Here is a 12,991-nt window from a genome sequence, read left to right on the forward strand (position 1 = left end):
TCAATGCGCGGCTCACGCCAGCCGCTCGGCCACCATCCGTCCAATCTGCGCGAACACTGCGGCGATCTGCGCCGCGCTCGGCGCACCGCCCTGAGTATAGGCCGCGATCAGGATCGGCGTGTCCGGCTTCGGCCAGGCGACAGCGATATCGCCCGAGGCGTCCTTGCCGTTGTTGCCGGTCTTATCGCCGATCTTCCAGGCTGCGGGGAGTCCGCCACGCAGCCGGTTTGCACCGGTCTTGCAGTTCACCATCCATTCGGTGAGCAGGGCACGCGAGGCCGGCGACAGTGCCTCGCCCGTGACCAGCCGCCGCAAATTTCCCGCCATCGCCGCCGGCGTCGTGGTGTCCCGGGGATCGCCGGGCTGCGAGCGGTTGAGCTCGGGCTCGTTGTGGTCGAGCCGCGAGGTGGCATCGCCGAGCGACCGCCAGAATGCGGTCAGCGCGGCGGGGCCGCCGATCCGCGCCAGCAGCAGATTGGCGCAGGTGTTGTCGCTGAGCTCGACGATGGCCTTGCACATCTCACCGACCGACATCTTGCCGGCCGCGAGATTTTCCCGCGCCACCGGTGCGTATTCCAGCAGATCCGCCTGGCCATAAGGGATCATGGCTGCGAGCTGCTCCTCGCCGCGATCGACCCGCGCCAGAACGTTAGCTGCGAGCGACGCCTTGAACGTCGAGCACATTACGAACCGTTCGTCGGCGCGCCAGGCGAGCTTTGCGCCGGTCGCGAGATTTTCGGCATAGACGCCGATCCGCCCGCCGCTCTCGCGTTCATAGGCTTCGAATTCCGGCACTGCCTCCGCGGCCAGCACGGGAGAGGCGGCCATCCAGCAGAGCGAGGCGAGCAGGGAACGGCGATCGAGCAGCATGAGGATATTCCAGGCGAGTGGGGATGGGAGATGTAGCGGGCGCTGCATCCCGTCATCATTGCGAGCGCAGCGAAGCAATCCAGACTGTCTCCGCGGAAGGATTCTGGATTGCTTCGCTGCGCTCGCAATGACGGAGAATTGGATAGCGAGTGCGTCCGATTTCGGGCAGCGGAAGGTTTTGCCCATCACTCCCGCAGGTCATACCTACGACTTCGACACGATCTGCCAGCCGTCGGCGAGCTTCATCGCCACCAGATAATCGGTGAAGTAGCGCGGCGGCAGCTGGCAGCGCACCTTGATGAAGGCGGTCTTGTCGTCCGAACGGTCGATGGTGACGATGAAGTCCTCGCGCGGCTTGCCTTCGGCCTTCGCCGAGGCGCGCTTGCGCACGCGGTCGAGCCAGTCCGGCACGGTCAGAACCTGGAGCTCGCCTTTCTCCACCCAGCGCAGATCGGCGGAGAGATGGAAGATGGCGCCGAGCTTGTCGGCGTTGCCCTCGTAAAGTCCGTCAAAATAGGATTGCACGACGGCTTCGACGCTCGACCGGTCCTGGCTCATGGATCGTTCCTTTGCATGATGGCTTCGGGCCAACTTAGTCATACATGTCAAAATGCGCTATGGGTGTGTCAGCGATTTGCGCGAAGGCGTCACGATGACAGAATCAGAAAATTCGAACGCTCGCATCCTTGTCGGCGAATGCTATTGCCGCGCCGTGCGCTTCGAGGTGGCCGATGCATTTTCCTATGCGATGAACTGCCACTGCTCGAACTGCCGACGCACCACGGGTGCCGCCTTCAAGCCGTTCGCCGGCATCCGGCAGGACAGGCTTCGCATTGTCAGGGGTGGCGACCTGCGGCTGATTGTCGGCGACGACACCACCCACGACGCGCATTGTGGCCGCTGCGGCTCGCTGCTCTATTCCCGGGTCCGAGAGGGACAGTGGGTCCATGTCGCCATGGGAACCCTGGTCGATGCCCCCTCGATCCGGCCGAGCGCCCATATTTTCGTCGGCTCGAAGGCGCCCTGGCATGAAATTACGGACGATCTGCCGCAATATCGGGAACACATCGGGGTTGTCTGACGAAACCCGGCCCGCACCGCCGTTCGTCGGCGAACCGCGACAGCGCTGGCGCGACAAACAAAAGAGGGCGTCCGGCCTGTCGTCGGGGTCCCGTTCGTGACCTCCATCACAAGCGCCGGCGCTGGATGTTGCTAAAGCGGTCCCAAAGGGCCTGATGGCCCGGAACTATCGGAAGTCGTGTCATGCGCAGCTTGCTCAGACTTTGTCCGCTTCTCGTCGCCCTCGGCCTGATGTTCGGCGCCGGGCCTGCTTTTGCCGGAAAGCGCGTGGCGCTGGTGCTCGCCAATTCGGCCTATCAACACGCGGCCTCGCTCTCCAATCCCGTCAATGACGGGTCGGTGATGGCCAAGACGCTGAAGGAGGCCGGCTTCGACGTCGTCGACTCCCGGCACGATCTGTCGGCGCTGGACACGCGGCGCGTGCTGCGCGACTTCGCCGACGCGACCCGCGATGCCGATATCGCCGTGGTCTACTACGCCGGCCACGGCATCGAGGTCGACGGCTCGAACTATCTGATCCCGGTGGATGCCAAGCTCGAGCGCGACACCGACGTCTATGACGAGGCGCTCTCGCTCGACCGTGTCCTGGTTGCGGTCGAGCCTGCCAAGCAGTTGCGTCTGGTGATCCTCGATGCCTGCCGCGACAATCCGTTCAGCAAGAGGATGAAGCGCACGGTTGCCTCGCGCGGCATCGGCCGCGGCCTCGCGCAGGTCGAGCCGACCAGCCCCAACACGCTGATCGCCTATTCGGCCAAGGCCGGCTTCACCGCGCAGGACGGCGACGGTGCGAACAGCCCGTTCACCATCGCGCTGTCGAAGCATCTGACGACGCCGGGCCTCGACGTCCGCCGCGCCTTCGGCTTCGTGCGCGACGACGTGCTGAAGTCGACCGGCAACAAGCAGGAGCCGTTCGTCTACGGCTCGCTCGGCGGCGAGGATGTGCCGCTGGTGCCGGTCAAGCTGGCGCCGGCGGCGCCCGTGGTCAATCCCCAGGCCGACATCCGCCGAGATTACGAGCTTGCGCTCCAGGTCGGCAACCGGCCGGCGTGGGAAGCCTTCCTCGCCCAGCATCCCGACGGCTTCTATGCGAGCCTCGCCAAGCTCCAGCTCGAGAAGATCGGCGCCGAGCGGGCGCATGCGGCGGCGATCGAGAAGGCGAAGCAGGCCGAGGCCGAGCGCGACCGGCTTGCTGCGCTCGGCGCGCAGAAGGATGCGCAAGCCAAGGCCGCGGCCGATGCCAAAGCCGCCGAGCAGGCACAGCTTGCCGCGCAGAAGGCCAAGGAGCAGGCGCAGCAGCAGGCGGCCGCCGCCGAGCAGCAGCGCGTCAATCTCGCAGCGACGGCGCCGAGCGCTGCGCCGGCCGCGAGCGCCGCCGGCACCAACGTTGCCGCGCTGACCCCGGCGATCGCGCCGGCCGACCTCAACCGCTCGGTGCAGACCGAGCTCGGCCGCGTCGGCTGCTTCTCCGGGCAGGCCGACGGCAATTGGAATACGTCCTCGCAGCGCTCGCTGTCGCAGTTCAACCGCTATGCCGGCACCAAGCTCGACGTGAAGGTGGCGAGCACCGACGCGCTCGATGCGGTCAAGGCCAAGCCGTCGCGGGTCTGCCCGCTGGTCTGCGAGCACGGTTTCAAGGCCGAAGGCGACAAGTGCACCAGGATCGTTTGCGGCGACGGCTATGTGCTGAATGACGACAATGAATGCGAGAAGAAGCGCGCCGCCAAGCCCGCGTCAAAGCCCGCGACCTCGCGGCGCGACGAAGGCGAGGACCGTCCTGCACGGCAGCGGCCGCAGGCCGGTGCTGCAGCGGGCGGCTACGGCGCTGCTGCGGCGGCTCGCACGGGTCGTGGCTCGGGCGGCAGCGGTCAGATTTTTTGCAACGATCTGCTCTGCCGGCCGGTCAGGCCCGGCTGCCACCTCGCCTTTCGTGGCGGCGGCGGCCCTCACAATGATGCGAATTACGAGGTCTGCAACTGAAGGCGTTGTTTCCGCGACATCGTCCCGGCGAAGCCGGGATCATGTCGCGATCGCGCTCGCTGCGATGTTGACCGTCAGTGCAAGCAACGCCGTGTTGTAGATGAACGAGACGATGCCGTGTGCGGTGGCCGTGCGGCGGATGGTCTTGTCGGTGATGCCGACGTCGGAGACCTGCGCGGTCATGCCGATCACGAACGAGAAGTAGACGAAATCCCAATAATCGGCGTGGTCTTCCTTCTCGCCGCTCGGGAATTGCAGGCCGCCTGCGGTCCCGTGTCGATAATAGTCATGCGCGTAATGCAGCGCGAAGGTCGTGTGCACGGCAGCCCATGACAGCGTGATCGTGGTGACTGCGATGCTCAGCTCCAGCGCGCCGCGATGCGGCGTGCCGAGTTCGGCTACGATCGCCGCGATGCTGGCGAACGCGCCGGTCGCCGTCACCAGCAGGATCACGAAGCGGCCGTCGTCCTGCATCGCGGCGGCGCGGCGAATGTGCTGATGGTCGTTGCATAGCATCATCGTGTAGACCAGCACGAGATAGACGGCGATCAGCGCGTCCCAGCCGAGCACGAGCCGCGTCACCAGCCGATAGGTCCCCGGCAGCAGCAGGCAGACCAGGATGCCGATCGCGAGCGCAATGAAGGTCCGTGGCCGCGCATAGATCAGCCGCATCGGCCGCGACATCTGGCGGAAGCGGACGAGGACGGGATCTTCTTTGCCCTCGACCGCCATCGGTATGCGTCAGTTCTTCCGCTCGGCCACGAAGCGCGCGGCGGCCTGCAGCACGGCGGCGCGGTCGCCGAAGATCGAGACGGCGCTATCGGCGCGCGCGAGCAGGTCACGCACGCGCTGCTTGGCGCCTTCGATCCCGAGCTGGGTCACGAAGGTGGTCTTGCCGAGCGCGGCATCGGCGCCGGCCGGCTTGCCGAGCGCGGCCGCATCGCCCTCGACGTCGAGCAGATCGTCGGCGATCTGGAAGGCTTCGCCGAGTGCGCGCCCGTAATCGTCGAGCGCCTGATATTCCGCCTTCGAGGCCTGGCCGAGAATTGCGCCGGCGATGCAGCCGTAGCGCAGCAGTGCGCCGGTCTTCATCTGCTGGATACGGGCGACGTCGATCGGCTCGTTGCCGCCAAACCGGCCTTCGCCGGCGAGATCGAGGATCTGGCCGCCGACCATGCCGCCGATGCCGGCGCAGCGCGCCAGCGCACGCGTCAAGAGCAGCCTCACATTGGCGTCGCCATGGACCTCGTCGCGTGTAATGATGTCGAACGCGAGGGTCAGAAGGCCGTCGCCGGCGAGGATCGCAGTAGCGTCGTCGGTCTGCTTGTGCAGGGTGGGGCGGCCGCGGCGCAGGTCCGAATTGTCCATCGCCGGCAGGTCGTCATGGATCAGCGAATAGCAGTGGATGCATTCCAGCGCGGCGCCCACGAGCAGGGCCGCCTCGCGCGGCACGCCGAATACGGCGGCGCTCTCCACCACCAGGAACGGCCGCAGGCGCTTGCCGCCGTTCAGGCTCGAATAGCGCATTGCGTCCATCAGTCGCTTGGGCCGGGCGATTTCGTCGTGCAGGATGTCATCCGACAGCAGGCGCCCGAGCAGGGCTTCGGTGTCATCAGCGGTCTTGTCCAGACGTTTGGCGAAATCGGACGGGGACGTGCCGGTCATCAAGAGGGGCTCCAGAACTAAAATTCGGCGGGACAATCCTTTATGCGCCCGCCCCAGTCAATCGTTTGGAAGGCCTAAAAAGTGCTGGAAAAGGCCCGAATTATCACAGACTTAATGCTCCAGCCCGTGGCCGCTCTTCAGTTTGCACCGGAAAGGTCGATTTGCGCATCGTCAAAATCCTGCTGGTGGTGCTCGCGGTCGTGGTCCTCGCGCCTTATGCGATCGCGCCGTTCTACCGCACCGGCCACCCTGTTTCGACGCTGATGGCCTGGCGCAGCTTGCGGGGCGCGCCGATGCAGCGGGAGTGGATCGATCTCGCCGATATGTCGCCCTCTCTGCCGCGCGCGGTGGTGGCGGCCGAGGATGCCCATTTCTGCAAGCATCACGGCATCGATTGGGGCGCGCTGCGCGAGGCGATCGACGATGCGAGGGAGGACGGCACCGCCTTCCGGGGCGCCTCCACCATCACCCAGCAGGTCGCGAAGAACCTGTTCCTGTGGCAGGGGCGCGATTTCGTCCGCAAGGCGCTCGAATTCCCGCTGGCGCTTTGGATTGACCTCGTCCTGCCCAAGCAGCGGATTCTCGAAATCTACCTCAACATCGCCGAGCTCGGCCCGCAGGGGCAGTTCGGGGTCGAGGCGGCCAGCGCCTATGCCTTCGGCAAGTCGGCCGAAAGCCTCTCGCCCCGCGAGGCGGCACTTCTGGCCTCGATCCTGCCGAATCCAGTCAAACGCAGCGCCCGGACCCCAGGCCCGGGCGTCCGGCGGCTGGCAGCCACCTATATGGCGCGGGGGCAGGCGAGCTCGCTTGCGACCTGCTGGCGCGAAAATCGCTGATTTTTGGCCCGTTCCGGGCGCATTTTCCGGCCCAAGAGCCTAGCTTTACGGCCAGCCTTCCTCTATAAGCGCGGCCTTGATCGGCATTCAGCTCGCCTCGTATTGCGGGTGCTGAGCCGTCCCTTCGCGGACGATGCCCTGATGACACCAATCCCTAGAGGATAATGAAATGGCCGTTCCGAGAAGAAAAACCTCGCCGTCGCGCCGTGGCATGCGCCGCTCGGCGGACGCCATCAAGAAGCCGACCTATGTGGAAGACAAGGACTCCGGCGAGCTCCGTCGTCCGCACCATCTCGACCTCAAGACCGGCATGTACAAGGGCCGCCAGGTCCTGAAGAAGAAAGAGTCCTGAAGCCAGGATCTTTCTCGGGCGGGAGATCGGACCCGCCCGATTTCGGCCAACCCATGAGATAGACGGTGACGGCGGCGGAGCGAATGCTTCGCCGCTGCATTGTTCTGTCCGGATATCTTGATCGAGAAGGCATCTCGCCGATGGTCGGTTTCCCGCTGCTCCTGATTCCGCTCGCGGTCTACAACATCATCGCCTTCCTGATGCCCAGCGTGTCCTTCTCGGACGTGCTGTTCAAGGTGCCGATGATCACGGGCGAGGCCTGGCCGGTCACGCTCGCCGATCTCCTGCTCGCGCTCGGTGTCGTGCTGCTGCTGCTCGAGGTGGTCAAGGGCGCGCGGCCGGGCTCGAAATTCCTGATGGACCATTTGCTGTCGCTGCTCATCTTCGGCGCGGCCGCCGCCGAATTCGTGATGTGGCCCAAATTCGGCAACTCCACCTATTTCCTCCTGGTGCTGCTGGCGATGGCCGATTTCCTCGGCGGCATTGCCCAGCGCACGCGCCGCCGCGTCACCTATGTCGCCGAGACCACGGTGCCGGCGCCGCGCAAGGCCAAGCGCAGGGCCGAAGCGGCGGAAGATGTGGAGTCCGAGCGCACGTTCGAGCCGGTGATCGCGCCGCAGCCGGCACCGGCGGCGCCGCCCGCCCCGTCGGCGCAATCCGTCGCTGAATCCGTGCTGATGGATCACCCGGCGCCAAAGCCGGCGCAGAGCCCGCCTTCGCCGGAGATTCCCTCGCCGCATCTTCAGCCGGGTAACGGCACGCCGAGCTCGCCCGACACGCCGCCGCGCTGATCGGTCTCAAGCCACCTGCCGTGTGCGCGCACTGACGCTTTGCAGCGGTTGCTTGCTGCCATAGGCCATCAGCGCATCCTCGGAGGAGGCGCGGCGGAGCCGGCTCGTTTGCGGCAGCTGCTCGGCATTTGCGATCAATTGTGTGATGAAGCTGGGATCGGGGCGCGGCAGCGACGCCTTGCGGACCCACCGCAACGTCGGCATCAGCGGCACCAGGGCCGTGCCTGTGCCGTTGTCCGCCGCGTCCAATCGATCAGTACTCAACATCGCAATCACCGTTGATCCGGCGAAATTGTCGCGTTTCGGGACGCTGGCGCCGGTGCGAGTCATGTACTCGCAAGGCCTATGCCGCCCGCACCGGTTTGGTTCCCACGCCTTCGGAAACGTGGTTTCCAAATTGTTTATCAACTTTGCCTAGGGTCGGGGGCGAATCTGGCTCTATTCTGTGCCGACAGAGGACTTCTCCACTGTCCCGAATCGAGGCGACTTTGACCCCTGCATTGCCGCAAGCCTCCGACATCCTCGCCGCGCTCGGCCAGGCCGTGTTCGCCTGGGACATCGCCAGCGATGCCATCGTCTGGGGTGAGCAGGTCAGCACCGTCTTCCCCGGCATTCCCGCCGAGCGGCTCGCGACCGGCGCCGAGTTCGCCAAGCTGATCGAGCCCGCGCAAACGCTGCGCACGGCCGCGCTGGCGCTGACGTCCCCGGTGCACGGCGCCGACGGCACGCCCTATCGGGTCGAGTACGGCGTGCGCATGAGCGCCTCCGATCCCGTGATCTGGATCGAGGAGACCGGCCGCTGGTTCGCGGGCCCCGACGGCCGTCCCACGCGTGCGATCGGCTCCGTCCGCATCAACAATGAGCGCCACGCCCGCGACGAGGAACTGAGCAGGCTGGCCCGGCTCGATCCGCTGACCGGCGAGCTCAACCGCTCGCATCTGATCGCGGCGCTGGCCGAGGCGATCGAGGAGACGGCCCGCTTTCGCTCGACCGCCGCCTTCATGCTGGTCGGCATCGATCATCTCGCCCGCGTCAACGATGCCTTCGGCTTCGACGTTGCCGATGCCGTGATCCTCGACATCGCCAAGCGCATTCGCGCGCGCCTGCGCGGCGGCGACGTGCTCGGGCGCTTCTCCGGCAACAAGTTCGGCCTGATCCTGAAGAACTGCACCGTCGACGACATGAACGTGGCTGCCGAGCGCTTCCTCGCCGGTATCCGCGACGAGGTGGTGCCGACCAGGTCCGGTCCGGTCTCGGTCACCGCCTCGATCGGCGCCGTCAGCCTGCCGCGCTATGCGCGCAACACCGACGAGGCCGTCAACCGCGCCCATGAGACGCTGGATGCCGCCAAGCGCCGCCGCGTCGGCTCCTTCGCAGCCTGGCGTCCGGATGCCGCGCGCGACGCGCAGCGCCGCGTCAACATTCGCGTCACCGACGAGATCGTCACCGCGCTCAACGAGCGCCGCATCAGGCTCGCCTATGAGCCCGTCGTCTCGGCCGTCTCGCGCGAGCGCGCATTCCATGAATGCCTGGTGCGGATGGACCAGGGCGACGGCCAGGTGCTGCTCGCGCCCGACATCGTGCCGGTCGCCGAACGGCTCGGCCTGATCCGCCTGGTCGATCACCGGGTGCTCGAGCTCGTCGTCGCCGAGCTCGCGGCGGCGCCCGACATCTGTCTCAGCCTCAACATCTCGCCGGATACGACGATGGATCCGGATTGGTGGGCGGGAATCGAATCGCTGATGCTGGCTCATCCCGGTGTCGCCGAGCGGCTGATCATCGAGATCACCGAGACGGTCGCGATCCAGGACATCGACGAGGTTCGCGCCTTCGTCAGCCGCCTGAAGCATTTCGGCAGCCGCATCGCCATCGACGATTTCGGCGCCGGATACACTTCGTTCCGCAATCTGCGCAAGCTCGGCGTGGATATCGTCAAGATCGACGGCGCCTTCGTGCAGAACATCACCCGTTCCGCCGACGACCGCGCCTTCGTGCAGACCCTGATCGACCTCGCCCGCCGTCTCGACATCAAGACCGTCGCCGAATGGGTGCAGGATGAAGAGGCCGCAAACATGCTGCGCGACTGGGGCTGCGACTACATCCAGGGCCGCCTGATCGGGCTGGCGGCAGTGGAGCGCCCGTGGGGCCTGCCGTCGGACAGCGCGCTGCCTGCGGCGAGCTGAGATGCTGTAGGGTGGGCAAAGCGAAGCGTGCCCACCATCCTGCTGAATCGTTGGAAGATGGTGGGCACGGCGCAAGCGCGCCTTTGCCCACCCTACGAGATCTCTTCACGCCCCCTCGTCCAGCGCCACCAGCTCGCGCTTCTTGCGCAGCGACGGCAGCAGCGGCGCGATCAGCAGCACCAGGGCAAGCGCGAGACACGCGCCCGAGATCGGCCGCTGCACGAAGGTCCAGAGATCGCCCTGCGACAGGATCAGCGACTTGCGCAGATTGTTCTCCATCATCGGCCCCAGCACGAAGGCCAGAACCAGCGGCGCCGGCTCGTAGCCGAGCTTGCGCATGAAGTAGCCGATGATCCCGAACGCGATCATCACATAGACGTCGAAGACGTTGTTGCTGGAGCAATAGACGCCGAGGATCGTGAACAGGATGATCAGGGGGAACAGGATGTTGTAGGGCAGCTTGAGCAGCTGCACCCACATGCCGATCATCGGCAGGTTCAGGATCAGCAGCATGACGTTGCCGATATACATGCTGGCGACGATGCCCCAGAACAAGCCCGGGTTTTGCGTGATCAGCAGCGGCCCCGGCTGCAGGCCGTGAATGACGAAGGCCCCGAGCAGCAGCGCCATCACCACGTTCGGCGGAATGCCGAGCGTCATCAGCGGAATGAAGGCGCCGCCCGCCGCGGCGTTGTTCGCCGATTCCGGCCCTGCGACGCCCTCGATCGCGCCGTGGCCGAACCGCTCGGGCCTCTTCGACAGCCGCTTCTCCAGCGCGTAGGACGCGAATGACGCCACCACCGCGCCGCCGCCCGGCAGGATACCGAGGAAAAAGCCGAGGATGGTGCCGCGGCCGACCGGACCTGCGCTCACCTTCCAGTCCTCTTTGCTGGGCAGGAGATGGGTGATCCTGGTGTTGATGACGTCGCGCTTGATCGCGTGCTCGGTGTTGAGCAGCACCTCGGCGACGCCGAACAGGCCCATCACCACGGGCACGAGGCCGATGCCGTCGATCAGCTCCATGCGGCCGAAGGTCAGCCGCGGCTGCGCGGTGATGCTGTCGAGCCCGATCAGCCCGAGCACGACGCCGATGCACGCCATCAGCAGCGCCTTCGGCATCGATCCCTGGGTGAGGAAGGTGAGCACGACGAGGCCGAGCACCATCAGGCTGAAATACTCGGCCGGGCCGAAGGCAATGGCGAGGCTGGCAAGCTTCGGCGCCACCAGCATCAAGGCAATCAGCGCAAACGTGCCGGCGACGAAGGAGCCGAACGCGGCGATGCCGAGCGCGGGGCCGGCGCGGCCCTGCTTCGCCATCTGGTGGCCGTCGATGCAGGTGACGACGGAAGCGGCCTCGCCGGGGATGTTGACCAGGATCGAGGTGGTCGAGCCGCCATACATCGAGCCGTAATAGATGCCGGCCATCATGATGATGCCGGATTCCGGCGTGCCCGACAGCGTCACCGGCAACAGCAGCGACATCGCCGAGATCGGGCCGATGCCGGGCAGCACGCCGACCAGCGTGCCGATGAAGACGCCGATGAAGCAGTAGAGCAGGTTGATCGGCAGCAGCGCGACGCCGAACCCATGTGCCACGTTGAGAAGCGTATCCATCGGGTCAACCGATCCCGAACAGGCCGGACGGCAACTGGATCAACAGCAGCCGCTTGAGCACCCACCACATGCCTGATGGCACCAGCACGGCGATCGGGATCGCCAGCGTCCAGCGCACCGGATCGATCAGCCGCAACAGCAGCAGCATCAGCGGGATCGACGACAGCAGGAATCCGAGCGGCTCCAGCGCGAAGGCGAATGCGGTGAGGCAGGCGATGAGGACAAGCGGCTTGCTCCAGCGCGCGTTCTCCCAGCGCGAGGCCAGCGTCGGCCCGCCCTCGGTGATCGCCGAGACGATGATGGCGCCTGCGAACACGCACATCAGGATGCCCGTGTAGAACAGCACATAGCCGGAGCCGGGATCGTTGATGGTGCCGAGCTTGAGCTTCAAGCCCGACCAGATCACGAAGCCGCCGAGCGCGAGCCCGATCAGCCCGCCCCAGAGTTCGGAGTTGCTGAGGCGGAGCTTGACGTTGGTTGGGTTGGTCATTGCTTCCTCTCGTGCCCCGAACGCAGCGCAACACGAAGTGGTGCGCTGCAGAGCCGGGGCCCACGAGTGTGAACGAAAAGATGGGTCCCGGCTCTGCAGTGCATCGCTGAAGAAGCGCTGCACTGCGTCCGGGACACGAGAGCTCCTCAGTCCTACTTCTTCGCGAGCCCGAGCGTCTCGATTACCTTGCGTTCGGACTCCGTGACCTCGACGACGAATTTCTTGTAGTCCTCGGTGTTCTTGTAGTTCGGCACCATGTCGTATTTGGCGAGCGTGGCGATCACCGCGGGATCCTCGACCGCCTTCTTGAAGGCATCGTGCAGCTTGGCGACGATCTTGGGATCCATCCCTTTCGGCCCCGCAATGCCGAACGGGGAATCATAGACCATGGGATAGCCGAGCTCCTTCAGCGTCGGCACGTCGGGATAGTTCGGCGAGCGTGCGCCGGTCCACACCATCAAGAGCCGCAGCTTGCCGGCGTCGACCAGCGGCCGCCATCCCGTGGAGTCCGCTTGCAGCATGGTGTGCTGCCCCAGCACGGCGGCGTTGGTCTCCGCGCCGCCCTTGAAGGGGACCTGCGTCAGCTTGATGCCGGACATTCCGGCGATCTGCTCCATGCCGATATGCAGCGAGGTGCCGGCGCCGGGCGTGGCATAGGTCACCTTGCCTGGATTGGCCTTTGCGAACTCCACCACGTCCTTCCAGCTCTTGAACTGCGACTCCGCGCTGGTGGTCACGCCGAAAGTGTAGCCGGTGAGATGGACGATATAGGTGAAATCCTTTGCCGGATCCCACGACACCTCCTGCATCAAGGGCAGGCGGAACACGGTGATCGGGATCTGCGAGATGGTATAGCCGTCCGGCTTCGCCGCGGCCGCCATCGTCGCCGGTCCGACCGTCCCGCCGCCGCCCGCCTTGTTGTCGATCACGATCGGCTGCCCCAGCACCTTAGAGGCGCTGTCGGCAATCGCGCGCATCGAGATATCGGTCGATCCGCCGGCCGGCCATGGCACGATCAACGTGATCGGCTTCGTCGGATAGTCCTGCGCATTGACCGCAGTGGAGAGCAACGCGCCCATGACGGCGTGCGCCGCGGCAAATGCAATCGTCTTCAGCCCGTAACCCGACATCGA

13 protein-coding genes and 1 pseudogene are annotated in these 12,991 nt (G+C 65.8%); 6 read left to right on the forward strand and 8 right to left on the reverse strand.

Annotated elements, in window-relative coordinates:
* Positions 1-12 precede the first annotated feature (12 nt).
* Positions 13-870: a class A beta-lactamase gene (bla, locus tag DCG74_RS06180; RefSeq protein WP_172788896.1), complete on the reverse strand. Its 858-nt coding sequence runs from the start codon at positions 868-870 to the stop codon at positions 13-15.
* A gap of 185 nt (positions 871-1,055) precedes the next feature.
* Positions 1,056-1,428: pseudogene (locus DCG74_RS06185) on the reverse strand (nuclear transport factor 2 family protein).
* Between the two features lie 94 nt (positions 1,429-1,522).
* On the opposite strand from DCG74_RS06185, the gene DCG74_RS06190 reads away from it, so the two are divergent.
* Positions 1,523-1,951: a GFA family protein gene (locus DCG74_RS06190; protein WP_172788917.1), complete on the forward strand. Its 429-nt coding sequence runs from the start codon at positions 1,523-1,525 to the stop codon at positions 1,949-1,951.
* A 182-nt stretch (positions 1,952-2,133) separates the two neighbouring features.
* On the forward strand, positions 2,134-3,927 hold the full coding sequence (locus tag DCG74_RS06195) for a caspase family protein (RefSeq protein ID WP_172788895.1): 1,794 nt from the start codon (positions 2,134-2,136) through the stop codon (positions 3,925-3,927).
* Positions 3,928-3,966: 39 nt separating this feature from the next.
* On the opposite strand, the gene DCG74_RS06200 is transcribed toward DCG74_RS06195, so the two are convergent.
* Both DCG74_RS06200 and DCG74_RS06205 read right to left on the reverse strand, forming a co-directional pair.
* Positions 3,967-4,659, reverse strand: coding sequence for a DUF1345 domain-containing protein (locus DCG74_RS06200; protein WP_172788894.1), 693 nt, complete (start codon positions 4,657-4,659; stop codon positions 3,967-3,969).
* 9 nt (positions 4,660-4,668) lie between these two features.
* Positions 4,669-5,592 (reverse strand): polyprenyl synthetase family protein, encoded by a 924-nt coding sequence (locus DCG74_RS06205; protein WP_172788893.1) that lies wholly within the window; start codon positions 5,590-5,592, stop codon positions 4,669-4,671.
* A 161-nt stretch (positions 5,593-5,753) separates the two neighbouring features.
* Here DCG74_RS06205 and mtgA point away from each other — a divergent pair, with 161 nt between their 5' ends.
* The 3 genes from mtgA to DCG74_RS06220 all read left to right on the forward strand — a co-directional run bounded on the left by mtgA (position 5,754) and on the right by DCG74_RS06220 (position 7,571).
* The gene (mtgA, locus tag DCG74_RS06210) at positions 5,754-6,428 is read left to right on the forward strand and encodes a monofunctional biosynthetic peptidoglycan transglycosylase (RefSeq protein WP_172788892.1); all 675 of its coding nucleotides are present in this window, start codon (positions 5,754-5,756) and stop codon (positions 6,426-6,428) included.
* Positions 6,429-6,597: 169 nt separating this feature from the next.
* Positions 6,598-6,780, forward strand: coding sequence for a 50S ribosomal protein L32 (rpmF, locus tag DCG74_RS06215; protein ID WP_007598106.1), 183 nt, complete (start codon positions 6,598-6,600; stop codon positions 6,778-6,780).
* A gap of 140 nt (positions 6,781-6,920) precedes the next feature.
* Positions 6,921-7,571 (forward strand): hypothetical protein, encoded by a 651-nt coding sequence (locus tag DCG74_RS06220; protein ID WP_172788891.1) that lies wholly within the window; start codon positions 6,921-6,923, stop codon positions 7,569-7,571.
* Between the two features lie 6 nt (positions 7,572-7,577).
* On the opposite strand, the gene DCG74_RS06225 is transcribed toward DCG74_RS06220, so the two are convergent.
* Positions 7,578-7,838: a hypothetical protein gene (locus tag DCG74_RS06225; RefSeq protein WP_172788890.1), complete on the reverse strand. Its 261-nt coding sequence runs from the start codon at positions 7,836-7,838 to the stop codon at positions 7,578-7,580.
* A gap of 221 nt (positions 7,839-8,059) precedes the next feature.
* Between DCG74_RS06225 and DCG74_RS06230 the strand changes: the two genes are divergently transcribed.
* Positions 8,060-9,754 carry a bifunctional diguanylate cyclase/phosphodiesterase gene (locus DCG74_RS06230; RefSeq protein WP_172788889.1) on the forward strand — a complete coding sequence of 565 codons (1,695 nt, stop codon included), beginning with the start codon at positions 8,060-8,062 and terminating at the stop codon, positions 9,752-9,754.
* Positions 9,755-9,859: 105 nt separating this feature from the next.
* Here the strand turns inward: DCG74_RS06230 and DCG74_RS06235 are convergent, their stop codons facing one another.
* From DCG74_RS06235 to DCG74_RS06245, 3 genes are all read right to left on the reverse strand, one after another.
* Positions 9,860-11,368 (reverse strand): tripartite tricarboxylate transporter permease, encoded by a 1,509-nt coding sequence (locus tag DCG74_RS06235; protein ID WP_172788888.1) that lies wholly within the window; start codon positions 11,366-11,368, stop codon positions 9,860-9,862.
* Positions 11,369-11,372: 4 nt separating this feature from the next.
* Positions 11,373-11,858: a tripartite tricarboxylate transporter TctB family protein gene (locus DCG74_RS06240; protein WP_172788887.1), complete on the reverse strand. Its 486-nt coding sequence runs from the start codon at positions 11,856-11,858 to the stop codon at positions 11,373-11,375.
* Between the two features lie 152 nt (positions 11,859-12,010).
* Positions 12,011-12,988: a tripartite tricarboxylate transporter substrate binding protein gene (locus DCG74_RS06245; protein WP_172788886.1), complete on the reverse strand. Its 978-nt coding sequence runs from the start codon at positions 12,986-12,988 to the stop codon at positions 12,011-12,013.
* Positions 12,989-12,991: the final 3 nt, after the last annotated feature.

It is taken from the genome of Bradyrhizobium sp. WBAH42, assembly GCF_024585265.1.
In the GTDB taxonomy this organism is placed as follows: Bacteria; Pseudomonadota; Alphaproteobacteria; order Rhizobiales; family Xanthobacteraceae; genus Bradyrhizobium.